Origin of the sequence: Pseudomonas sp. CBZ-4 (assembly GCF_000346755.1) — a bacterium.
GTDB lineage: Bacteria > Pseudomonadota > Gammaproteobacteria > Pseudomonadales > Pseudomonadaceae > Aquipseudomonas.
Genome location: NZ_ANNV01000149.1, coordinates 38492 through 60892, shown reverse-complemented (window position 1 = coordinate 60892; position 22401 = coordinate 38492). Strand labels below are relative to the sequence as shown.

The window sequence follows — 22401 nt, the reverse complement described above, 5'->3', positions numbered from 1 at the left end:
ATCGCAGGCAAGCCAGCTCCCACACAAGCCAGCTCCCACAGTTTTGACCGCGTGCTGTCAGTCAACCTTCTCGAATTTCAAGTCCCACACACCATGCCCGAGTCGCTCGCCGCGACGTTCGAACTTGGTGATCGGCCGCTCGGCCGGGCGTGGCACGCATTTGCCGTCTTCGGCCAGGTTGCGATAGCCAGGCGCTACATCCATCACTTCCAGCATGTATTCCGCATACGGTTCCCAGTCGGTGGCCATGTGCAGGATGCCGCCCACTTTCAGCTTGCTGCGCACCAGTTCCGCGAAGGAGGCCTGGACGATGCGGCGCTTGTGGTGACGGGATTTGTGCCAGGGGTCCGGGAAGAACAGCATCAGGCGGTCGAGGCTGTTGTCGGCGATGCAGCGGTTGAGCACTTCAATCGCGTCGCAGTCGTAGACCCGCAGGTTGGTCAGGCCTTGCGTCAGCACGCCATTGAGCAGCGCGCCGACACCGGGACGGTGCACTTCAACGCCGATGAAATCCTGCTCCGGCGAGGCCGCAGCCATTTCCAGCAGGGAGTGGCCCATGCCAAAGCCGATTTCCAGGGAACGCGGGGCCGAACGGCCAAACACCTGGTCGTAGTCCACCGGCGCATCCGCCAGCGGCAACACGAACAGCGGCGTACCTTGCTCCAGGCCCTTTTGCTGGCCTTCGGTCATGCGACCGGCGCGCATCACAAAACTCTTGATGCGGCGGTGCTTGGACTCGTCGCCTTCTTCCACGGTGTTCGGCGTTTCGTTTGATTCAGTCATCATGGCTCTTACTTGATCAGACCATCCAGCGGCGAAGAGGCGCTGGCGTAGAGTTTTTTCGGCATGCGCCCGGCGAGGTAGGCCAGGCGGCCCGCGACGATCGCATGTTGCATGGCTTCAGCCATCATGATCGGTTGCTGGGCATGGGCGATGGCCGAGTTCATCAGCACCGCGTCACAGCCCAGCTCCATGGCGATGGTCGCGTCGGAGGCAGTGCCCACGCCCGCATCCACCAGCACCGGGATCTTGGCTTCTTCCAGGATGATCTGCAGGTTGTACGGGTTGCAGATCCCCAGGCCGGAACCGATCAGGCCGGCCAGCGGCATCACGGCGATGCAGCCGATTTCGGCCAGTTGGCGGGCGATGATCGGGTCGTCGCTGGTGTAGACCATCACGTCGAAGCCTTCCTTGACCAGGGTCTCGGCGGCCTTGAGGGTTTCGATCACGTTGGGGAACAGGGTTTTCTGGTCGGCCAGCACTTCCAGCTTCACCAGGTTGTGGCCGTCAAGCAGCTCACGGGCCAGGCGGCAGGTGCGCACGGCTTCGATGGCGTCGTAGCAGCCAGCGGTGTTCGGCAGGAAGGTGTAGCGATCCGGCGACAGCACTTCGAGCAGGTTCGGCTCGCCTTCGATCTGGCCCAGGTTGGTGCGGCGCACGGCGAAGGTGACGATTTCGGCGCCCGAGGCTTCGATGGCCAGGCGGGTTTCTTCCATGTCGCGGTACTTGCCGGTGCCGACCAGCAGACGGGACTGGTAGGTACGACCGGCCAGGACGAAGGGCTTGTCGCTACGAACGATGCTCATGGGAAATCCTCGGAATGGGGTGAGGTTCTGCAGAATTCAGGAAGCTGCGCGACTAGCCGCCGCCGATGGCGTGGACCACTTCGATCTGGTCACCTTCGCTGAGCGCGGTCTCGGCGTGCAGGCTGCGCGGGACGATATCCAGGTTGAGCTCCACTGCGACGCGACGCCCGGTCAGGTCCAGGCGGGTCAGCAGGGCCGCAACGGTTTCACCGTCGGGCAGTTCAAAGGGTTCGCCGTTCAACTGAATGCGCATGCCGCGGGCCGCCATCGTTTTTAGGGGCCAGCATTCTAGCCCGATCAACGTGGCTGACCCAAGTCCCTTGGTCAGGCGGCTTGCAAGCGGAACGCCGCCAGGCCCAGCAGGAACCAGCCGAGCAGGAACGCCAGGCCGCCAAACGGGGTGATGATGCCGAGTTTGCTGATGCCGGTCATGGTCAGCACATACAGGCTGCCGGAGAACAACAGGATACCGACGGCAAATGAGACGCCCGCCCAGGTGACCAGGCGCCCCGGCAGGTGCGCCGCCAGCAGCGCCACGCCGAACAGGGCCAGGGTGTGCACCAGTTGGTAGGTGACGCCGGTGTGGAAGATCGCCAGGTATTCAGCGCTCAGGCGGTTTTTCAGGCCATGGGCGGCGAAGGCGCCAAGGGCAACACCGGTGAAGCCGAAAAAGGCCGCCAACATCAGAAAGCCACGCAGCATGAGGAACTCCAGTCACAAGGGGCAGGGTCTGTATAATGGCCCGCTCAACGGGTTCGGCCAAGCCATCTCTATGCTGCGTCTCCTCTTCAGTCGTTTTCTCAAAGTCGTGAAATGGTTTGCCATCGGCAGTGTCCTGCTGGTGCTGCTGTTGCGTGTCGTGCCGCCGCCGTTCACGGCATTGATGGTGGAGCGCAAGATCGAATCCTGGTTCGACGGCGAGCCCATTGACCTGCAACGCACCTGGGTGCCGTGGGATGAGATCTCCGACGAGCTGAAAGTGGCGGTGATGGCCGGTGAAGACCAGCGCTTCCCCCAGCACTGGGGCTTTGACTTCGGCGCGATCCAGGCGGCGATCCTGCACAACGAGCGCGGCGGTTCGATTCGCGGCGCCAGCACCTTGAGCCAGCAGGTGTCGAAAAACCTGTTCCTGTGGGCTGGCCGCAGTTATCTGCGCAAGGGCCTGGAAGCCTGGTTTACCGGGTTGACCGAAATCCTGTGGCCCAAGCAGCGGATTCTTGAGGTGTACCTCAACAGCGTGGAATGGGATGAAGGCGTGTTTGGCGCGGAAGCGGCGGCGCGGCATCACTTTGGCGTGAGTGCCAAGGCGTTGTCCCGTCAGCAGGCCAGTTATCTGGCGGCGGTGTTGCCCAACCCAAGGGTGTGGAGTGCCAGCCATCCGACGGCGTATGTGGCCAGGCGGGCGGCGTGGATTCGTCAGCAGATGAGTCAGTTGGGCGGCGATGGCTACCTGCTCGAACTCAACAACACCCGCAAGGCCCCCTGGTCCGACTGACACACTGCAAAACCCCTGTGGGAGCTGGCTTGCCTGCGATGGCGGCCTGTCAGCTACAGATGTGCTGGCTGATAGACCGCTATCGCAGGCAAGCCAGCTCCCACAGGGACCGCGTGAAGCCAAACAAAAATGCCCCAATCTCTCGATCGGGGCATTTTTTTGTCTTTCCGCAGTGTTTTAGGCAGCGATCGACAGTTTCAGCTTGTTCATCGCACTCTTCTCAAGCTGACGAATCCGCTCGGCCGACACGTTGTACTTCTGCGCCAGGTCGTGCAGCGTGGCTTTGTCTTCTGCCAGCCAGCGCTGGTAGAGGATGTCACGGCTGCGGTCGTCCAGCACTTCCAGCGCTTCGTGCAGGTTGTGGTTGGAGTTGTCGCTCCAGTCCGCATCCTCCAGTTGCCGCGCCGGGTCGTAGCGGTGGTCTTCCAGGTAGTTGGCCGGCGATTGGAAGGCGCTGTCGTCATCCGCTTCGGCGGCTGGGTCGAAGGCCATGTCATGGCCGGTCAGGCGGCTTTCCATCTCGCGCACTTCACGGGGCTCCACGCCGAGGCTTTCGGCCACGCGGTGGATTTCCTCGTTGTTCAGCCACGCCAAGCGTTTTTTCTGGCTGCGCAGGTTGAAGAACAGTTTGCGCTGGGCCTTGGTGGTCGCGACTTTCACGATGCGCCAGTTGCGCAGGATGAACTCGTGGATTTCCGCCTTGATCCAGTGCACGGCAAACGACACCAGACGCACGCCCATTTCCGGGTTGAAGCGTTTCACCGCCTTCATCAGGCCAACGTTGCCTTCCTGGATCAGGTCAGCCTGCGCCAGGCCGTAGCCGCTATAGCTACGGGCGATATGTACGACAAAACGCAGGTGGGCGAGCACCATCTGCCGAGCCGCCCCCAAATCCTGCTCATAGTAGAGACTCTCGGCCAGTTCACGCTCCTGCTCGGGCGTCAGCAATGGAATGCTGTTGACCGTGTGCACATACGCCTCCAGGTTTGCACCTGGGACCAGAGCATAAGCAGGTTGCAAAGAAGTGGTCATACGAAACCTCCGACTTACATAACTCGTGCAGTTCAGCACTGCGAAAATTGACCGGGAACCGTAGGACAAGTTCCCTAAACCGCTGATACGGTCAATACAAACGAAACCACATTAATCTGACATTAACTACTTCGGTGCCAGCTCGCGTAAATGACGAGCGACCGCAATCCAAGCACCGATATACCCCAACAGCACCGCGCCAAGCAAGAGACTCAGACCATCGGCTACCGGCACGCCCGCCAGGGCGAAATCACTGCCGTACAAGCCAGCCAGCCCGACAACCGCGTCGTTCAGCCAGTCCAAGCCAAATGCCAGTACGCCCCAGGACAAAATCCCGGCGCCGAAGCCATAAAGCGCGCCCATGTACAGAAAAGGCCGACGCACATAGCTGTCCGTGCCGCCGACCAGTTTAATCACTTCTATCTCGGTGCGACGGTTTTCAATATGAAGACGAATGGTATTACCTATCACCAAAAGTAATGCAGACACCAACAGCACCGTCAGGCCGAACACAAAACGGTCACCCAGCTTGAGGATCGCCGCCAGGCGCTCCACCCAGACTAGATCAAGTTGCGCCTGCTGCACCTTGGGCATCTCTGCGAGTTTTTGTCGCAGGGCTTCCAGTGCGGGCTTGTCGACTTCATTCGGCGTCACCAGCACCACGCCCGGCAGCGGGTTCTGCGGCAGCTCCTTGAGCGCCTCGCCCAGGCCGGATTGTTGCTGGAACTCCTCAAGGGCCTGGTCGCGGCTGATGTACTCGGCATCGGCTACGCCCGGCAGGTTCTTGATGTCGTCACGCAGGCCTTCGCCTTCCTTGGTGCTGGCATCGATGTTGAGGTACAGGGAAATCTGCGCCGCACGCTGCCAGGAACCACCAAGGCGCTCCACATTATTGAGCAGCAGCGACAAGCCCATCGGCAGGCTCAGGGCCACGGCCATCACCAGGCAGGTGAAAAAGCTGCCGATCGGCTGCTTGCCCAGGCGACGCAGGCTGTCCAGCAGGCTGGCGCGGTGGCTTTCGATCCAGGCGCGCAGCAGCGTGCCGAAATCCGGGCCGTCGTCTTCGTCGTGTTTTTTCTTTTTCTGCGGTTGCGGGTCGGCCGGTTTCGGCGCCACGCGTTCGGAGACTTTAGGGCTGCGGGTAGCACTCATACGCCAGCCTCCCCGTCACCGATCAGGCGGCCGCGTTGCAGGGTCAGCATGCGGTGGCGCATGCGGGCGATCAGCGCCAGGTCGTGACTGGCGATCAATACGCTGGTGCCCAGACGGTTGATGTCTTCGAACACGCCCATGATCTCGGCCGCCAAGCGCGGGTCGAGGTTACCGGTGGGTTCGTCCGCCAGCAGCAAGGCCGGGCGGTGGACAATGGCGCGGGCAATGCCGACGCGCTGTTGCTGGCCGGTGGACAGGTCGCCGGGGTAGAGGTCGGTCTTGTCCGACAGCGCCACGCGCTCCAGGGCCGAATCCACGCGCTTGACGATTTCGGCCTTGGACAGCCCGAGAATCTGCAATGGCAGGGCAATGTTGTTGAACACCGTGCGATCGAACAGCAACTGGTGGTTCTGGAACACCACGCCGATCTGGCGGCGCAGGTACGGAATCTGCGCATTGCTGATGGTGGCCAGGTCCTGGCCGGCCAGCAGCAGCTTGCCGGTGGTCGGGCGTTCCATGGCCAGCAGCAGGCGCAACAAGGTGCTTTTACCGGCGCCGGAATGGCCGGTGACAAACAAGAATTCGCCGCGACGCACTCGAAAGCTCAGCTCATGCAAGCCCACATGCCCGTTGGCATAGCGTTTACCGACCTGTTCGAATCGAATCATGGACGCTCCCGCTCGGCGAAAAGTGCCTGGACAAAGGGTTCGGCTTCAAAGGTACGCAGGTCGTCGATACCTTCACCGACGCCGATATAACGAATCGGCAGGCCGAACTGCTTGGCCAAGGCGAAGATCACGCCGCCCTTGGCCGTGCCGTCGAGCTTAGTCAATGCCAGGCCGGTCAGTTGCACCGTCTGGTTGAATTGTTTGGCCTGGCTGATGGCGTTCTGCCCGGTGCCGGCGTCGAGCACCAGCAACACTTCGTGCGGAGCGTCTGCGTCGAGCTTGCCGATCACGCGGCGGACTTTCTTCAGTTCTTCCATCAGGTTGTCTTTGGTGTGCAGGCGACCGGCGGTATCTGCGATCAGCACATCAATGTTGCGCGCCTTGGCGGCTTGCACGGCGTCGAAGATCACCGAGGCGGAATCGGCGCCCGTGTGCTGGGCGATTACCGGGATCTTGTTGCGCTCGCCCCACACTTGCAGCTGTTCTACCGCTGCGGCGCGGAAGGTGTCGCCCGCTGCCAGCATGACTTTCTTGCCTTCGGATTGCAGCTTCTTCGCCAGCTTGCCGATGGTGGTGGTCTTGCCGGCGCCGTTGACGCCAACGACCAGGATCACGAACGGCTTGTTCGGCGTGATCACCAGCGGTGCTTCCACCGGCTTGAGCATCGCGGCCAGCTCGGCCTGCAGGGATTTGTACAGGGCGTCGGCGTCGGTCAACTGCTTGCGCGCGACCTTCTGCGTCAGGCTCTGGATGATCACGGCGGTGGCTTCGACGCCCACGTCGGCGGTGAGCAGACGGGTTTCGATGTCTTCCAGCAGCTCGTCGTCAATGACCTTTTTGCCGAGGAACAGGCTGGCCATGCCTTCGCCGATGCTGGCGCTGGTCTTGCTCAGGCCTTGCTTGAGGCGGGCGAAGAAACCGGTCTTGCTGGTTTCGGCGGCGACGGGTTCGGGCTCGACCACAGCAGGAACGGCTGTTTCGACGACTGGCGCGGCTTCAACCACCACGGCCACCGGTTCAACCACGGCAGGGATCGGCGGTGCGATGTGTTCAGCCTGGACGTCTTCAACCAGCGCCACGGGCTCTTCGGCCACTGGCAGTTCAGGCCACGGCTTATGTTCGGGCTCTGGTTCCGGCTCAACCTCAACCACCGGCTGCAACACCGGCTCAACCAGCGGCAACACCACCGGCGCCGGGGTCTCTGCGACCGGTTCGGCTTCTACGATGGGCTCAGGAATAGGCTCAGGTTGAACCTGTGGCTGTTCGACGACGGTTTCCTGCGGCTTTTTGCGCAGCCATCCGAACAGGCCTTTCTTCTCGCCAGCCGCAGCTGGGGTCTTCTTGTCGTCGTTGGAACCAAACATGGAGGACGGCTATCTCAAGGTAGCGACGCGCCAGAGGGGCACGTCGGTAAATAAAATTCGATGCGTAACAGACTGTTTTTTAGCCAGCTCGTTCATGCGCAACATCTTGTAAGGCCTAAATCGGGCCTTAACAGGACTGCCGCAGTGGCCGTCCGTAAATCCGACCAGTATCCTAGCACCTCCTCGCCCGCCGACGCTAAGACCAAGCGGGCAGCCCAACAGGTTTAAAAACGAATGAATGCTCTAGCCCGCCGCGCCGCAGGCCTGCTGTTCAGCACAGTTTGTCTGCCTCTTTCAGCCTTGGCTGCCGATCCACAACCCACCCATGAATTCACCCTGGATAACGGCCTCAAGGTCGTCGTACGCGAAGACCATCGCGCGCCAGTGGTGGTTTCCCAGGTCTGGTACAAGGTCGGTTCAAGCTACGAAACCCCGGGCCAGACCGGTTTGTCCCACGCCCTGGAGCACATGATGTTCAAGGGCAGCGCCAAGGTCGGCCCCGGCGAAGCCTCGCTGATCCTGCGCGACCTCGGCGCCGAAGAAAACGCCTTCACCAGCGACGACTACACCGCCTACTACCAGGTGCTGGCCCGTGACCGCCTGGGCGTGGCCTTCGAGCTCGAAGCCGACCGCATGGCCAGCCTGCGCCTGCCGGCCGACGAATTCAGCCGCGAAATCGAGGTCATCAAAGAAGAACGCCGCCTGCGCACCGACGACAATCCCATGTCCAAGGCCTACGAGCGCTTCAAGGCCATGGCCTACCCGGCCAGCGGCTACCACACGCCGACCATCGGCTGGATGGCTGACCTGGAGCGCATGAAGGTCGAAGAGCTGCGCCACTGGTACCAAGCCTGGTACGTGCCGAACAACGCCACCCTGGTGGTGGTCGGCGACGTCACCCCGGATGAGGTGAAGACCCTGGCCCAGCGCTACTTCGGCCCGATCCCCAAGCGTGACGTGCCACCGGCCAAGGTCCCGATGGAGCTGGCCGAGCCCGGCGAACGCCTGCTGACCATGAAAGTGCAGACCCAACTGCCCAGCGTGATCCTCGGTTTCAACGTGCCCGGCCTGGTCACCGCCGAAGACAAACGCTCGGTCCAGGCCCTGCGCCTGATCTCCGCCCTGCTGGACGGCGGCTACAGCGCCCGTATCTCCGAGCAGTTGGAGCGCGGTGAAGAACTGGTTTCCGCCGCCTCCACCAACTACGACGCCTACACCCGTGGCGACAGCCTGTTCACCCTCTCGGCCACGCCGAACCAGCAGAAGAAAAAGACCATCGCCCAAGCCGAAGCCGGCCTGTGGCGCCTGCTGGACGAACTCAAGGCCAAGCCACCGACCGCCGCCGAGCTGGAACGCATCCGCGCCCAGGTCATCGCCGGCCTGGTCTACCAGCGTGACTCCATCACCAGCCAGGCCACGGCCATCGGCTCGCTGGAAACCGTCGGCCTGTCCTGGAAGCTGATGGACACCGAGCTTGCCGACCTGCAAAGCGTGACCCCGGAAGATATCCAGAAAGCCGCGCGCACCTACTTCACCCGCGAACGTCTCAGCGTCGCCCATGTCCTGCCTGAGGAGACCGCTCATGAGTGATCGCAAAAGCAGCCGCCTGATCCTACCCGGCCTGATCGCCGTCACCCTGCTCGCCGCCGGCGCCGTGTATTTCCTGCGCCCGAGCGAATCCATCGCCAGCCCGGCGCTGGAAAAGGCCCAATCGGCCAGCACCCTGCAATCCTTGGCGGAACTGGATGGCAAGGCGCCAACCAACCGCAAGCTCGACGTGCAAACCTGGACCACCGCCGAAGGCGCCAAGGTGCTGTTCGTCGAAGCCCATGAACTGCCGATGTTCGACCTGCGCATCCTGTTCGCCGCCGGCAGCAGCCAGGACGGCGCCGTGCCGGGCCTGGCGCTGATGACCAACGCCATGCTCAACGAAGGCGTGCCAGGCAAGGATGTGAGCCAGATCGCCCGCGACTTCGAAGGCCTGGGCGCCGACTTCGGCAATGGTGCCTACCGCGACATGGCGCTGGTGTCCCTGCGCAGCCTGAGCGCCGGCGACAAGCGCGACGCCGCCCTGTCGCTGTTTGACGACGTGATCGGCAAGCCGACCTTCCCGGCCGACTCCCTGGCGCGCATCAAGAACCAGATCCTCGCCGGCTTCGAATACCAGAAGCAGAACCCGGCCAAGCTGGCCAGCCTGGAGCTGTTCAAGCGCCTGTACGGCGACCACCCTTACGCGCACCCAAGCGAAGGCACGCCAGAGAGCGTGCCGAAGATCAGCCTCGCGCAGTTGCAGGGCTTCCACGCCAAGGCCTATGCCGCTGGCAATGCGGTGATTGCGGTGGTCGGCGACCTGACCCGCGCCGAAGCCGAAGCCATGACGGCCAAGGTGTCGGCATCGCTGCCCAAAGGCCCGGCGCTGGCGAAGATCGCCCAGCCCACCGAGCCTAAAGCCGGCCTGAGCCATATCGAGTTTCCGTCCAAGCAGACGCATTTGCTGTTCGCCCAACTCGGCATCGACCGCGCCGACCCGGACTACGCAGCCTTGTCCCTGGGCAACCAGATCCTCGGCGGCGGTGGCTTCGGTACGCGTCTGATGAGCGAAGTGCGCGAGAAACGCGGCCTGACCTACGGCGTGTACTCCGGTTTCTCACCGATGCAGGTGCGCGGCCCGTTCATGATCAACCTGCAGACCCGCGCCGAAATGAGCGGCGGTACCCTGCGCCTGGTTGAGGATGTAGTGGCGGACTACCTGAAGACCGGCCCGACCCAAAAAGAACTGGATGACGCCAAGCGCGAGCTGGCCGGCAGCTTCCCGCTGTCGACCGCGAGCAACGCCGATATCGTCGGGCAACTGGGCGCGATGGGTTTCTACAACCTGCCGCTGACCTATCTGGAAGATTTCATGAAACAATCCCAGGCCCTGACCGTAGAGCAGGTCAAGGCTGCCATGAACAAACACTTGAGCGCCGACAAGATGGTCATCGTGACCGCCGGCCCGACCACTGCGCAAAAGCCACTACCGCCCCCTACTGATAAACCCGCCGAGCAGCCGCTCGGGGTCCCGGAGCATTAATGGCCAGTACATCTCGCCCGAAAAAACCCGTCCACAACGTCCACAACGGCGTGGGCCAACTGCGCATCATTGGCGGTGAATGGGGCAGCCGCAAGCTGAGCTTCCCCGACGTCGTGGGCCTGCGCCCAACGCCAGACCGCGTGCGTGAAACCCTGTTCAACTGGCTCGCACCGTACATCGGCGGCGCCAAGGTGCTGGACCCGTTCGCCGGCAGCGGCGCGCTGTTCCTGGAAGCACTGTCCCGTGGCGCGGCCCAGGCCCAGGCGCTGGATGCAAGCAACGTCGCGGTCTCCAGCCTCAAGGAACACTTGGGCACCCTGCGCTGCACCAACGGCCAGGTGCAAACCGCCGATGCCCTGCGCTACCTGGAAACCCAGCCGGCCAGCGAGTACGACGTGGTGTTCCTCGACCCGCCGTTCAACCAGAACCTGCTGCCGACCGTGTGCGCGCTGCTGGAAAAACGCCAATGGCTGGCGCCGGATGCGTGGATCTACACTGAAAGCGAGACCGCGCCTTCCACCCTGGGCCTGCCGGGTGCCTGGCGCCTGCACCGGGAGCAGAAGTCCGGTCGGGTGTACTACGCGCTATGGCACCGCTTAGTCGAAAGCGCCGCCTGACCCTGTGGCGAGGGAGCTTGCTCCCGCTGGGGTGCGAAGCAGCCCCAAAACCGGCAACAGTGTTCTGACTGAATACATGCGGTGTTCTTGATGGGGCTGCTGCGCAGCCCAGCGGGAGCAAGCTCCCTCGCCACAACACCGGGGAATCCATGGAACCTTCTAACCACCTGTTCACCCCCGCCTTCGGCCTCGGCAACCCCCACCTGCAAACGCTGTGGGGGCCGCTGTGGCGCCCCACGACCCACATCGAACGCCAACGCGAGCGCCTGTGGCTGGACGACGGCGACTTCCTCGACCTCGACTGGCACGGCCCCCACGACGCCCAGGCGCCGTTGGTGCTGGTGCTGCACGGGCTGACCGGCTCATCCAACTCGCCCTACGTCGCCGGCCTGCAAAAAGCCCTCGCCCGCCAAGGCTGGGCCAGCGCAGCGCTGAACTGGCGTGGGTGTTCGGGGGAGCCGAACCTGTTGGCGCGCAGCTATCACTCCGGCGCCAGCGAAGACCTGGCCGCCGCGATTGCTCATCTGCGTGCCAAGCGACCGTTGGCGCCGCTGTATGCGGTGGGTTACTCGCTGGGGGGCAATGTGTTGCTCAAGCACCTGGGTGAGACCGGCGCGGCAGCGGGGTTGCAGGGCGCGGCAGCGGTGTCGGTGCCGTTTCGCCTGGATCAATGCGCGGACCGTATCGGCCTGGGCTTTTCGCGGGTTTATCAGAAGCACTTCATGCGGGAAATGCTGACGTATATCCGCGTCAAGCAGCGCCGGTTCCTGCAGGACGGCCGCGCGGACGGGCTGAAGACCCTGGAAGCCTTGGGTTCGCTGGAGAAGATGCGCACGTTCTGGGATTTCGATGGGCGGGTGACGGCGCCATTGCATGGGTTTCTCAGTGCCGAGGATTACTATCGCCGGGCGTCGAGTCGCTATTATCTGGGTGAGATTCGTACGCCGACGCTGATCATTCATGCGGCGGATGATCCGTTTGTGTTTGCGCACAGCTTGCCGGAGGCTGGTGAGTTATCGGACTGCACCGAATTTGAATTGACGGCCAAAGGCGGGCATGTCGGATTTGTCGACGGAACGCTCAAACGCCCAGGCTACTACCTCGAACGCCGCATCCCCCAATGGCTACTGACACAACACGGTTGAACCTGTGGGAGCTGGCTTGCCTGCGATAGCGGTGTATCAGCAGTAAATGTGCAAGCTGACCCACCGCTATCGCAGGCAAGCCAGCTCCCACAGTTTTTCACTGCATTCCAAGTCAGGCTTTGGCGGGGGCGACCGACAGTTCGACCACTTCCGGGCGCTTGATCACTGCGTACACCAACCCCGTCAGCAAGCTACCGGCCACAATTGCCAGCAAATACAGCAACGCATGGTTCATCGCATTCGGGATCACCAGCACCGCCAGGCCACCGTGGGGCGCCGCCAGTTTGCAACCGAAGTACATCGACAAGGCACCGGCCAACGCGCCGCCGGCGATGCTGGACGGGATCACGCGCAGCGGGTCCTTGGCGGCGAAGGGAATCGCACCTTCGGAGATAAACACCATCCCCAGGATGATCGCGGCCTTGCCCGCCTCGCGCTCCGTCTGCGCAAACTTGCGCCGTGCGAGGAAGGTGGCGATGCCCATGCCAATCGGTGGCACCATGCCGGCCGCCATGGTCGCCGCAATCGGGCCACCGCTGTGCGCCGCCAACATGCCGACGGAGAATGCATACGCCGCCTTGTTGATCGGCCCACCCAGATCGACGCACATCATGCCGCCCAACAGGATGCCCAACAGCACCGCGTTGGTCGTGCCCATGGAGTTGAGGTATTCCGTCAGGCCCGCCAGCATGCGCGCCACCGGCGGCCCGATCAGGTAGATCATTGCCAGCCCCGTGACCAGGCTCGCCAGCAACGGGATGATCAGGATCGGTTTCAGCGCATCCAGGCTTTGTGGCAAGGGGATCGCCCGGGTGATCAACTTGACGCAGTAGCCCGCCAGGAACCCGGCGAACAGCCCGCCGATAAAGCCCGCGCCCAACGTCGTCGCCAGCAGCCCGCCGATCATGCCGGGGGCCAGGGCCGGACGGTCGGCGATCGAGTAGGCGACGTAGCCTGCCAGCAGCGGCACCATCAAGGTGAACGCGTGATCGCCCACGGTTTTCAACGCGGCAGCGAGGGTGCCTTTCTCTTCAAACGCGGTGATGCCGAACATAAATGACAGTGCAATCAACAAACCGCCCGCCACCACCATCGGCAGCATGAACGACACACCCGTAAGCAGGTGTTTGTACACGCCGGTCTTTTCCGCCTTGGCCACCGCCGCGCTGCCGGTGCTTTCTACCGCGCCTTCGGCCAGGGCCTTGTTGAGGGTCGCCTCGGATTGCTTGAGGGCAATGCCGGTGCCGCAACGGTAGATCTTCTTGCCGGCGAAGCGCTCGGTGGCGACTTCGATGTCCGCCGCCAACAACACCACGTCGGCATCGGCGATGGCTTGCGGGCTCAACGGCGTACGCGCGCCGACCGAACCCTGGGTCTCGACCTGCAAGTCGTAGCCCAGGCGCTTGGCGGTCTGCTGCAAGGCTTCGGCGGCCATGAAGGTGTGGGCCACGCCGGTCGGGCAGGCGGTGACGGCGACGATACGCGGCGCGTGCTTGGCGGCGCCTGCAGGGGCGACAAACACCGCCGCCTCTTCGGCGCCACGGCGCAGCACCGCTTCGACATCTGCCAGCGCCTGGGCCGGCGTGCTCTGGAACACGCGCTTGCCGACAAACCGCTGCATGTCCACCGGCGTGCTGCTGACCAGCAACACCCACTCGGCGTCGTCGATGGTCCCTTGGGACAACTGACGCTCCGGGCGCTGCACGTCGACCACTTCGACGCTGGTGCTCCAGCCCTGGCGTTGCGCGGCGGCGTCCAGCAAGCGGGCGCACAGCACACTGGTGACCATACCGTTCGGGCAGGCAGTAACAATGGCTAACTTCATCACAAACCCTCTTATTGTTCTGTCAGCGTGCGTACGTCGACGCCGCTTTCGAGGCGCGCCAACTGCGCGTCATCGCTGATGCCAAAACCGATCTGCGTCACCGCCATCGCGGCAATCGCCGTGGCGCGGCGCAAGGTCTGCTCGGGGGTGTCGCCACTGAGCAAACCGTGGAGCATGCCAGCGAGCAGCGAGTCGCCCGCGCCCACCGTACTGGCCACCGTGACCTCTGGCGGCGTGGCATGCAACGCAGCGCCGGGGCGGTACCAGTTCACGCCGGCAGCGCCGTCGGACACCACCACATGCTCCACGCCCAATTGGTGCAATTGGCTGATGGCATCGGGGGCATTGCCCAGGGCATCGGCCAGCTCTTCGGTGTTGGGTTTGACCAACCACGGGCCCGCCTGCAAACCGGCGCGCAACGCTGCGCCGCTGGTGTCGAGGGCGACTTTCAAGCCGAGGTTTTTCAGGGTTTCCAGCAAGCCTTGAAACCACTGCGAGCTGACACCACGGGGCAAGCTGCCTGCAACGACGACCGCATCAAAACCGGGTGCCATCTGCGCCAGCTTTTCGAGCAAAGCGTGCTGCGCCTGTTCACTCACGTGCGGCCCCGGCGCATTGATGTCGGTGACCCGCCCGTCCTGTTCGGCGATCTTGATATTGCTGCGGGTTTCGCCGGGCACGCGGATGAACGCGTCGGCAAACCCACGGCGGGCGATCAGCGCGTCAAATGCCTGTGGATTGTCTTCGCCCAGGAAGCCACCCACGCTCACTTGATGGCCGAGGTCAGCCAACACCTGCGCCACATTCACGCCTTTGCCGGCGGCATGGGTGAGCATGGTTTCGCTGCGGTTAACCTCACCCGCCTCCAGGCGCGCCAGGCGAATGGTCAGGTCCAACGCCGGGTTCAGCGTCAGGGTCAAAATCCTTGCCATCTACACGGCCTCCACAAGGGCACGCACTTCGGCGGGCGAACCCACCGCAAGGGCTTTTTGCGCCAGGCCCTGGGCCTCGCTCAGACTGAATTCACGCACCCGCGCCTTCACTTCGGGAATGCTGCGGGCCGACACGCTCAACTCGTCCACCCCCAGGCCGATCAGCACCGGCACCGCCAGCGGATCGGCCGCCAGCTCGCCGCACACACCGACCCATTTGCCATGGGCATGGGCCGCGCGCACGGTGATGTCGATCAGTTGCAACACCGCCGGGTGCAGGCCATCGGCCTGGGCGGACAGGGTCGGATGGCCACGGTCGATGGCCAGGGTGTACTGGGTCAGGTCATTGGTGCCGACGCTGAAGAAGTCCACTTCCTTGGCCAGCACCGGGGCGAGCAAGGCGGCGGATGGCACTTCGATCATGATCCCCAGTTGCAGGTCGGCCACCGGGATTTCCAGGCGCAGGCGCTCGGTCATGTCGCGGGCAGCGCGCCATTCATCGACGCTGCCGACCATGGGGAACATGATGCGCAGCGGGCGGCTATCCGCGGAACGTAGTAGCGCGCGCAATTGCGCTTCCATGATCTGCGGGCGTTGCAAGGTCAGGCGAATGCCGCGCACGCCGAGGAAGGGGTTTTCTTCCTGGGCAATCGGCCAATACGGCAGCGGTTTGTCGCCGCCCACATCAAGGGTGCGCACCACCAGCGGACGCCCGCCGAGGCCATCGAGGACGCGGCGGTATTCGGCTTCCTGGGTCGCTTCGTCCGGCGCTTGCGGGTGGGCCATGAAAATCAGTTCGGTGCGCAGCAGACCAATGCCTTCGGCACCCTGCTCTACCGCACTGGCCACACCGGCGCTTTCGCCGATATTGGCGAACACTTCCACGGCGTGACCGTCACGGGTCAACGCCGGTTCGTGGCGCTGGGCCGAGGCGGCTTGCAGGCGTTGTTCGCGGGTGTCGCGCTCGACGGTGGCACGTTGCAGGGTGGCCGCGTCGGCGTCCACATGCAGGCGGCCACGCTGGCCGTCCAGCAGCAAGGGCGTGCCGGAGGCCAGCAGCAACACGGCGGGACCCGCGCCCACCAGCGCCGGAATGCCCAGGGCACGGGCGACGATGGCACTGTGGGCCGTGGCGCCGCCACGGGCGGTGAGGATGCCGGCGACACGGGTCGGATCAAGACGCGCCACGTCGGACGGGCCGACTTCGTCCATCACCAGGATGTACGGCTCGCTGGGTTCGCGGGCGGTTTCGACGCCGCACAGTTGCGCCAGCACGCGACGGCCAATGTCGCGCAGGTCGGCGGCGCGCTCGGCGAGCAAGGCGTCCTGCAACGACTCCTGCTGCTTGGCGGCGGCTTCGATCACGCTCATCCACGCGGCTTCGGCGCTTTCGCCTTGCTTGAGGCGGGTGTCGACTTCGTCGGTGAGTTCCGGGTCGTCGAGCATTTCCTGGTGGGTGATGAAAATTTCGCGGATCGCCTTGGCCTGGCTGCGTTCGATCAGGCCTTGGATATCACGGCGCACATCGGCCAGGGCGGCTTGCAGGCGTTGGCGCTCGATGGCCGAGGACTCGCCGCGCAGCGGGTAGTCGAACACCTGTTGAATCTGGATATGCGCCGGGCCGATGGCGATGCCCGGCGCGGCGGCGATGGCCTGCAGCTGGCTGCCGCTCAACGGTGCGCTGAGCGCCGGTTCGATATCGACAGTGGTCGGTTGCGCGGTGACGGTCGGCAGCGGCTCGATCTCTTCACCCAGGCCCTCTGCGACGGCGGCCAACAGCGCTGGCAGCGCGTCGCCGGCAATCGTCGGTTCGGCGACAAATTCCAGCACCTGGCCACGACGGGCGCCGAGGCTCAGCAGTTTGCTCAAGCTCTTGACCGAGACGGCGCCCACTGGGCCATCGACGATGCGTACGCGCAGATCGCCGTCAAAACTTTTTGCCAATTGCGCGAGGATCTTCGCCGGCCGCGCATGCAGGCCGTGGGCGTTGGCCAGGGTGATGCGCGCGTTGGGCCAGTCGGGCGGCAGTTCGCCGCCGAGCACTTCGAGTACGGCGCGGCTGCTGGTGGCGCGGCCCAATTCCTGGCCACGGCCTTCGATCAGCAAGGCGCACAGGCGCTCCAGCAAGGTTTGGTGGGCTTCGCCGAGGCTGGCCAGGCAGAACAGGCCGTTGAGCGGCTGGCCGAGGTAGCGCATGGGTTTGTCCGGGGTGACAAACGCCAGGCCCGGGCGCTTGACGGTCTGCTCGCTATGCAGCCACCACAGGCCATCGCCCAGGGGCAGTGCATCGACCTGCTGCAACACGGCGGCGAAACCGTTGCTCACACAGTCGGCCTGGCGCAACAGACGCGCACCTCTCCAGACAAGCTCTTCGAAATCATCGGCCGACACGCCCAGGCTGATCATCTGTGCATCCAGCGCCAGTTCTTGCGGCGCGCCTTGCAACAGTTTGAGCAACGCTTCGGCACTACCGGCGCGGCGCAGTGCCTGGCCGAGGTCGGTCTCACCGAGGGCGCGGGTCAGCAGTTGCAGCAGGCGCAGGTGTTCATCGGATTTGGCGGCAATGCCAATCGCCAGGTAGACGATCTGGCCGTCGCCCCAGTCCACCCCTTCGGGGAACTGCAGCAGGCGCACGCCGGTGGCAAACACCTGGTCGCGGGTTTCAGGGGTGCCGTGGGGGATCGCAATACCTTGGCCGAGAAAGGTCGAGCCTTGGGCTTCACGGGCTTGCAAACCGCTGAGGTAACCCTCGGCGACCAGGCCGTCGGCCACCAGTTTTTCAGCGAGCAGGTGCAAGGCAGCAGACTTATCCACAGCCACCTGGCCCATGGAAATCTGCTCGTGGGTGAGCTCAAGCATGCCGTTCTCCTAGTTAGTGCGATGGGCGCACTAGGTATTGTTTTGAATAAACAGTGTAATGGCGTCTCGTAATAGCTGACTGAGTAGTCAATTGGCAGTGGCCACTCAGTAGCGAAGATCGTAAAAATACGCCTGCTGAAACGTTTAATCTAGAATTTATGGCAGATTACGCGTTAATTGAGCATCCTTGAAGGACCGCTCGGCACTTGAGCTTGGACATTGGTCGTGTGCAGTAATCGGTTACGATTGGACAAAATGTCGGGGCAAGCTCTAGAAAACAAGGAAATCCCGGTTTGAAACTCAGTGATATTGCACGCTTGGCCGGTGTGTCCGTAACCACCGCCAGCTACGTCATCAATGGCAAGGCCGAACAACAACGCATCAGCAGCGCTACCGTCGAGCGCGTGCGTGCCGTGGTTGAAGCCCATGGGTTTACACCCAACCCCCAAGCCGCCGGGCTGCGCAGTCGGCACACGCGCACCTTGGGTTTTATCCTGCCTGACCTGGAAAACCCCAGTTACGCACGTATCGCCAAACTGCTGGAGCAAGGCGCACGGGCACGCGGCTATCAGTTGCTGATCGCCAGCTCCGACGACGACGCCAACAGCGAGCGCCAGTTGCTGCAACTGTTTCGCGCGCGGCGCTGTGATGCGCTGTTTGTCGCCAGTTGCCTGCCGGCCAGCGACGACAGCTACCGCGAACTGCAAGCCAAGGGCCTGCCGATCATTGCCATCGACCGGGTGATGGAAACCGCGCAGTTCTGCTCGGTGGTCAGCGACGACCGCCAGGCCTGCCAGCAACTGACCGCCAGCTTGCTGCAACCGCTGCCCAAGCAGATCGTGCTGATCGGTGCACGGCCGGAGCTGAGCATCAGCCAGGAGCGCGCGGCGGGTTTCCGTGACGCGCTGCAGGGGTTCAGCGGCGAGGTGATCGTCGAACAAGGCGACGCCTTCAGCCGCGACTGTGGCCGACAACTGATGGAGCAACTTCTACAGCAACTGGGGCATTTGCCTGACGCACTGGTGACGACGTCCTACGTGCTGCTGCAAGGCGTGTTTGATGCACTGCATGACTTCCCGCTCAAATCGCGGCCCCTGCGCCTGGGCACCTTCGGTGACACCCAGTTGCTGGATTTCCTGCCGCTGCCGGTCAACGCCATGGCCCAGCAACATCAGTTGATCGCCGACACTGCGCTGAAACTGGCCCTGGCGGCCATCGAAGAACAGCATTACCAGCCGGGCGTGCATGCCATCGGCCGGACCTTCAAGCAGCGTATCCGCGAGGCCTGAACGTGGAGCTGATCGACACCCACACCCACCTGGACTTCGCGGACTTCGACAGCGACCGCCGCGAAGTCCTCGCCCACAGCCGCGCACTCGGCGTGCGGCGCATGGTGGTGCTGGGGGTGTATCAGCAGAATTGGCAGCGGTTGTGGGATCTGGTGCAAGGGGATGAAGGTTTGTTCGCAGCCTTTGGCCTGCACCCGGTGTATCTCGATGACCATCGCCCCGCCGACCTGGTGGAACTGGGGGATTGGCTGACCCGCCTAAACGGCCACCGGCAACTGTGTGCGGTGGGCGAGATCGGCCTGGATTACTTTCTCGAACACCTGGACCGCGAGCGCCAGCAAAGCCTGTTCGACGCCCAGCTGAAACTGGCCGTGGACTTCCAACTGCCAGCGCTGCTGCATGTGCGCCGCAGCCACGCGGCGGTGATCGCCACCCTCAAGCGCATCCGCCTGCCACGGGGCGGCATCATCCATGCCTTCGCCGGCAGCACGGAGGAAGCCCGCGAATATATCAAGCTGGGTTTCAAACTCGGCCTGGGCGGAGCGGCCACCTGGCCCCAGGCGTTGCGCATGCACAAGGTGCTGGCGCAGTTGCCGCTGGACAGCGTGGTGCTGGAGACCGACTCACCGGACATGGCTCCCGCCATGTACCCCGGCCAGCGCAACAGCCCCCAGCACCTGCCGGACATTTGCCGCGCCCTGGCCGAGCGCATGGGCATCGAACCGCTATTGCTCGCGCAGGCGAGTACACGCAATGCGTGCGAGCTGTTCGAGTGGTAGCCGGCTGACGCTGTGCAGGTTGAGGGTCATGCGTTGCCGGTAGCGGGCATAACGCAACACCAGGAAATGAATCAGCACCGTCACCAGCGAGATATTGAACTGCCCGATCACGCTGATCAGCCCCACCCACTCGGCCACCAACGCCACCAGCAAGGCCGCGCAAGTCAGGATGATCATGCTCGGGCGCACCAATGCCCACTGGTTCAAGGCGCGAAACTGACACAGCTGTTTATGGCTACCGAGCTTGAGACACGTCTGGCAATACGTGCATTCAAAGGGTTCGTCGATGGCGATGGCATTCAACTGCCAGGGCTTGAGTTCAAACGTCATATCGCATTGGGCGCAATGCCCCCGAATGCCGATTATTGCGGTCATCGCCGAGTCTCCTGGAGACCGTGATTAGGTGAAACAAATTCTCACCTATTCCGTTGGCAATAAAAGATCCGCAGCAAAATCAGGACAAACGCCACACCATTGAATGCTTAGTCCTACTCTCGTCTCCTACACCCGAAAGGCGCCGATCAATTGCTTCAACTCAATCACCTGCATCGACAACTGCCGGCTGGCCGCTTCGGTCTGATGGGCCCCGTGGGCCGCATGCTCGCCAGCGCGATTGATTTCGACGATGTTCTGGTCGATATCGTGGGCGACCGCCGTTTGCTGCTCCACGGCGGCGGCAATCTGCTGGTTCTGATCGACGATCATGCCTACAGCACCGAGGATGTTCTCCAGGGCCTGCTGGACTTTTTCTGACTGCCCCACGGTACCATTCGCCATTTCATGGCTGCTGCCCATGGCCTTCACCGCCGCCGCCACACCGCTGTGCAAGCGGCTGATCATCTGCTCGATTTCTTCGGTGGAGTGTTGCGTGCGCCGGGCCAGGGTGCGCACCTCATCAGCCACCACCGCAAAGCCACGCCCCTGCTCGCCGGCACGTGCGGCCTCGATGGCGGCATTGAGCGCCAGCAGGTTGGTTTGCTCAGCAATGCTTTTGATCACTTCCAACACGCTGCTGATGGACTGGCTGTCGGTGGCCAACTGGTTGATCACCCGCACCGACTGGTCGATCTCCGAGGCCAGCCGCGCAATGCTGCCCTGCTGGGATTGCACCAGGCTGCGCCCACTGACGGTTTCATCGTTGACGCTGTGGGCGCTGCTCACCGCCGCCGCCGCGCTGCGCGCCACTTCCTGGGCGGTGGACGACATCTGGTTCATCGCCGTCGCCACCTGTTCGATCTGGCTGCGCTGGCCGGACACCGCGTGATTGCTCTGGGCCGATACCGTTTCCACCTGGCCGGCCTGGAGTTCGACCTGGCTGACGGTGTGGCCGACGCGTTCGATCAAGTCATGGATTTTCGCCACGGTGCCGTTGAACACCTGGCCCAACTCGCCCAGTTCATCGCGGCTATGGGCGACGAAGGTGACGGTCATATCGCCCGCCGCGACCTTGTCCATCATCGCGCCCAGGCGGCGCAGGGTGGTGCGGGTGGAGGCGTAGAAGCCGGCGTACAGATAGAAAATCAGCAAAAACACCGCCGAGAGGGCGCAGACCAGTCCGACCATGTGCGTGCGGTTTTGCGCCAGCCGCTGCTGCAACTGCTGCCCGAGGAAGGTCAGGGTCGCCTCGTCGAGTTGGTAGGTCTGGGCCATCAGTTGGCTGACGCTGTCGTAGAACCCTTGCCAAGGCGCGTCGAGGGTTTCGGCCATGACCACCTGTTCTTCAAACAGCTCGCTGCCTTGCTTGAGGCTGGCATTGCTGGCCTTGGCCAGGCCATCAAGCGCTGCGTGAGCGGGCTTGCTGGCGCCCAAGGCATCCTGCAGTTTCAGGGCGTATTCGCCGTGGAGTTTTTCCAGCTGCTGCAGGAGTTCGTCAAAGCGTGTGCTGGAGGATGAGTTGAGAAAACCCTGGCCCAGGGAATACGCGCCCATCGCCCGGCCTTCGCCGAGGGTCTGGGTGACTTGCGGAGTGATGCTGGTGATCAGCTCGGTAAGTTGGCGCAAATCGCCCTGGGGGTCGCGGCTCAGGCCGGACTGGCTGGCAATCACCTGGCTGAGCATGTGCGCCTTGTTGAGCAACTTGCCGATCAGCGCGCTTTTGCTCAGCAGCGAGGTTTCCTGCTGCTGGGCCTTGAAGGCGGCGATCAACTCATCGCGCTTGGCGTCAAATGCAGCGATTTGCTCGGGGTCGGTGGCCATCGCAGTGAGGCTTTGCAGGCGGCTCAACACTGCCTGTTCCAAGGCGTTGATCTTGCCCTTCAGGTCACCGGCCTTGCCGGACTGGCCGAGGGTCGCGTTGATCTGCACCTGGTTGTTCAGGGTTTCGAGGTCGCGGCGCAGGGCCAGGCTGCTGCCGAGCAAATCCAGGCTTTGCAATTCGATGCGCGTGCCCTGGAATTCGCGCCAGGAATCGCGCACGAGGTAATAGTTGGTGACCAGCATCGGCAGCAGGAATAACACGCTGATCAGGCTGAATTTCATGCCGAAGCTCAAGCGATTCATCAGCGCGACGGCGGGATAGAGCAAGCTCTTCACAGGTGAACTCCCTTTCTTTTATTTTTATTGAGGCGCAGGGTAGCGGCAGAACG

20 protein-coding genes are annotated in these 22401 nt (G+C 63.2%); 7 read left to right on the top strand and 13 right to left on the bottom strand.

Features of this window, described 5'->3' with window-relative positions:
• Nucleotides 1–57 precede the first annotated feature (57 nt).
• The 4 genes from trmB to B348_RS0120645 form a co-directional block, all read right to left on the bottom strand.
• Complete coding sequence (gene trmB / locus B348_RS0120660) at nt 58–783, bottom strand: tRNA (guanosine(46)-N7)-methyltransferase TrmB (protein WP_017737956.1); 726 nt, start codon at nt 781–783, stop codon at nt 58–60.
• Nucleotides 784–791: 8 nt separating this feature from the next.
• Nucleotides 792–1586, bottom strand: coding sequence for a thiazole synthase (locus tag B348_RS0120655; protein ID WP_003234615.1), 795 nt, complete (start codon nt 1584–1586; stop codon nt 792–794).
• 52 nt (nt 1587–1638) lie between these two features.
• Nucleotides 1639–1839, bottom strand: a complete 201-nt coding sequence (gene thiS, locus B348_RS0120650) for a sulfur carrier protein ThiS (protein WP_026136943.1) — start codon at nt 1837–1839, stop codon at nt 1639–1641.
• A 71-nt stretch (nt 1840–1910) separates the two neighbouring features.
• A complete protein-coding gene (locus B348_RS0120645) occupies nt 1911–2288 on the bottom strand; it encodes a DUF423 domain-containing protein (RefSeq protein WP_017737954.1) in 378 nt (125 codons plus the stop codon).
• 70 nt (nt 2289–2358) lie between these two features.
• Between B348_RS0120645 and mtgA the strand changes: the two genes are divergently transcribed.
• Complete coding sequence (mtgA, locus tag B348_RS0120640; RefSeq protein WP_017737953.1) at nt 2359–3081, top strand: monofunctional biosynthetic peptidoglycan transglycosylase; 723 nt, start codon at nt 2359–2361, stop codon at nt 3079–3081.
• A gap of 177 nt (nt 3082–3258) precedes the next feature.
• Here mtgA and rpoH read toward each other — a convergent pair whose 3' ends face one another.
• From rpoH to ftsY, 4 genes are all read right to left on the bottom strand, one after another.
• On the bottom strand, nt 3259–4113 hold the full coding sequence (gene rpoH / locus B348_RS0120635) for an RNA polymerase sigma factor RpoH (RefSeq protein WP_026136942.1): 855 nt from the start codon (nt 4111–4113) through the stop codon (nt 3259–3261).
• A 126-nt stretch (nt 4114–4239) separates the two neighbouring features.
• The gene (gene ftsX / locus B348_RS0120630; RefSeq protein WP_017737951.1) at nt 4240–5265 is read right to left on the bottom strand and encodes a permease-like cell division protein FtsX; all 1026 of its coding nucleotides are present in this window, start codon (nt 5263–5265) and stop codon (nt 4240–4242) included.
• Entirely contained in the window at nt 5262–5933 is a 672-nt protein-coding gene (ftsE, locus tag B348_RS0120625; protein WP_017737950.1) for a cell division ATP-binding protein FtsE, read from the bottom strand. The genes ftsX and ftsE overlap by 4 nt, the downstream gene beginning before the upstream one ends.
• Nucleotides 5930–7297, bottom strand: coding sequence for a signal recognition particle-docking protein FtsY (gene ftsY, locus B348_RS0120620; protein WP_017737949.1), 1368 nt, complete (start codon nt 7295–7297; stop codon nt 5930–5932). The genes ftsE and ftsY overlap by 4 nt, the downstream gene beginning before the upstream one ends.
• Before the next feature lie 234 nt (nt 7298–7531).
• Here ftsY and B348_RS0120610 point away from each other — a divergent pair, with 234 nt between their 5' ends.
• From B348_RS0120610 to B348_RS0120595, 4 genes are all read left to right on the top strand, one after another.
• On the top strand, nt 7532–8887 hold the full coding sequence (locus tag B348_RS0120610; protein WP_026136941.1) for a pitrilysin family protein: 1356 nt from the start codon (nt 7532–7534) through the stop codon (nt 8885–8887).
• The gene (locus B348_RS0120605; protein WP_017737946.1) at nt 8880–10370 is read left to right on the top strand and encodes a pitrilysin family protein; all 1491 of its coding nucleotides are present in this window, start codon (nt 8880–8882) and stop codon (nt 10368–10370) included. The genes B348_RS0120610 and B348_RS0120605 overlap by 8 nt, the downstream gene beginning before the upstream one ends.
• Nucleotides 10370–10987: a 16S rRNA (guanine(966)-N(2))-methyltransferase RsmD gene (rsmD, locus tag B348_RS0120600; protein WP_017737945.1), complete on the top strand. Its 618-nt coding sequence runs from the start codon at nt 10370–10372 to the stop codon at nt 10985–10987. The genes B348_RS0120605 and rsmD overlap by 1 nt, the downstream gene beginning before the upstream one ends.
• A gap of 149 nt (nt 10988–11136) precedes the next feature.
• On the top strand, nt 11137–12132 hold the full coding sequence (locus B348_RS0120595) for a hydrolase (RefSeq protein WP_017737944.1): 996 nt from the start codon (nt 11137–11139) through the stop codon (nt 12130–12132).
• Nucleotides 12133–12244: 112 nt separating this feature from the next.
• Here B348_RS0120595 and B348_RS0120590 read toward each other — a convergent pair whose 3' ends face one another.
• Genes B348_RS0120590 through ptsP form a run of 3 tightly spaced genes read right to left on the bottom strand, consistent with a single transcriptional unit; the run spans nt 12245 to nt 17748 of the window.
• Complete coding sequence (locus tag B348_RS0120590) at nt 12245–13957, bottom strand: PTS fructose-like transporter subunit IIB (protein ID WP_026136940.1); 1713 nt, start codon at nt 13955–13957, stop codon at nt 12245–12247.
• A gap of 11 nt (nt 13958–13968) precedes the next feature.
• On the bottom strand, nt 13969–14889 hold the full coding sequence (gene pfkB / locus B348_RS0120585; protein ID WP_017737942.1) for a 1-phosphofructokinase: 921 nt from the start codon (nt 14887–14889) through the stop codon (nt 13969–13971).
• Nucleotides 14890–17748: a phosphoenolpyruvate--protein phosphotransferase gene (gene ptsP, locus B348_RS0120580; RefSeq protein ID WP_017737941.1), complete on the bottom strand. Its 2859-nt coding sequence runs from the start codon at nt 17746–17748 to the stop codon at nt 14890–14892. It lies immediately after the preceding gene.
• A gap of 293 nt (nt 17749–18041) precedes the next feature.
• Between ptsP and cra the strand changes: the two genes are divergently transcribed.
• Both cra and B348_RS0120570 read left to right on the top strand, forming a co-directional pair.
• Complete coding sequence (gene cra, locus B348_RS0120575; protein ID WP_017737940.1) at nt 18042–19037, top strand: catabolite repressor/activator; 996 nt, start codon at nt 18042–18044, stop codon at nt 19035–19037.
• A 2-nt stretch (nt 19038–19039) separates the two neighbouring features.
• Nucleotides 19040–19816 carry a TatD family hydrolase gene (locus tag B348_RS0120570; protein WP_017737939.1) on the top strand — a complete coding sequence of 259 codons (777 nt, stop codon included), beginning with the start codon at nt 19040–19042 and terminating at the stop codon, nt 19814–19816.
• Here B348_RS0120570 and B348_RS0120565 read toward each other — a convergent pair.
• Nucleotides 19763–20191, bottom strand: a complete 429-nt coding sequence (locus B348_RS0120565) for a hypothetical protein (RefSeq protein ID WP_026136939.1) — start codon at nt 20189–20191, stop codon at nt 19763–19765. The two genes, B348_RS0120570 and B348_RS0120565, sit on opposite strands and share 54 nt — an antisense overlap.
• A gap of 126 nt (nt 20192–20317) precedes the next feature.
• A complete protein-coding gene (locus B348_RS1000000132245) occupies nt 20318–21022 on the bottom strand; it encodes a methyl-accepting chemotaxis protein (protein ID WP_370695313.1) in 705 nt (234 codons plus the stop codon).
• Between the last annotated feature and the right edge of the window lie 1379 nt (nt 21023–22401).

Coding starts and splice junctions, on each gene's coding strand:
- trmB (WP_017737956.1), bottom strand. CDS start 783: ATGACTGAATCAAACGAAACGCCGAACACCGTGGAAGAAGGCGACGAG.
- B348_RS0120655 (WP_003234615.1), bottom strand. CDS start 1,586: ATGAGCATCGTTCGTAGCGACAAGCCCTTCGTCCTGGCCGGTCGTACC.
- thiS (WP_026136943.1), bottom strand. CDS start 1,839: ATGCGCATTCAGTTGAACGGCGAACCCTTTGAACTGCCCGACGGTGAA.
- B348_RS0120645 (WP_017737954.1), bottom strand. CDS start 2,288: ATGCTGCGTGGCTTTCTGATGTTGGCGGCCTTTTTCGGCTTCACCGGT.
- mtgA (WP_017737953.1), top strand. CDS start 2,359: ATGCTGCGTCTCCTCTTCAGTCGTTTTCTCAAAGTCGTGAAATGGTTT.
- rpoH (WP_026136942.1), bottom strand. CDS start 4,113: ATGACCACTTCTTTGCAACCTGCTTATGCTCTGGTCCCAGGTGCAAAC.
- ftsX (WP_017737951.1), bottom strand. CDS start 5,265: ATGAGTGCTACCCGCAGCCCTAAAGTCTCCGAACGCGTGGCGCCGAAA.
- ftsE (WP_017737950.1), bottom strand. CDS start 5,933: ATGATTCGATTCGAACAGGTCGGTAAACGCTATGCCAACGGGCATGTG.
- ftsY (WP_017737949.1), bottom strand. CDS start 7,297: ATGTTTGGTTCCAACGACGACAAGAAGACCCCAGCTGCGGCTGGCGAG.
- B348_RS0120610 (WP_026136941.1), top strand. CDS start 7,532: ATGAATGCTCTAGCCCGCCGCGCCGCAGGCCTGCTGTTCAGCACAGTT.
- B348_RS0120605 (WP_017737946.1), top strand. CDS start 8,880: ATGAGTGATCGCAAAAGCAGCCGCCTGATCCTACCCGGCCTGATCGCC.
- rsmD (WP_017737945.1), top strand. CDS start 10,370: ATGGCCAGTACATCTCGCCCGAAAAAACCCGTCCACAACGTCCACAAC.
- B348_RS0120595 (WP_017737944.1), top strand. CDS start 11,137: ATGGAACCTTCTAACCACCTGTTCACCCCCGCCTTCGGCCTCGGCAAC.
- B348_RS0120590 (WP_026136940.1), bottom strand. CDS start 13,957: ATGAAGTTAGCCATTGTTACTGCCTGCCCGAACGGTATGGTCACCAGT.
- pfkB (WP_017737942.1), bottom strand. CDS start 14,889: ATGGCAAGGATTTTGACCCTGACGCTGAACCCGGCGTTGGACCTGACC.
- ptsP (WP_017737941.1), bottom strand. CDS start 17,748: ATGCTTGAGCTCACCCACGAGCAGATTTCCATGGGCCAGGTGGCTGTG.
- B348_RS0120565 (WP_026136939.1), bottom strand. CDS start 20,191: ATGACCGCAATAATCGGCATTCGGGGGCATTGCGCCCAATGCGATATG.
- B348_RS1000000132245 (WP_370695313.1), bottom strand. CDS start 21,022: ATGTCGTCCACCGCCCAGGAAGTGGCGCGCAGCGCGGCGGCGGCGGTG.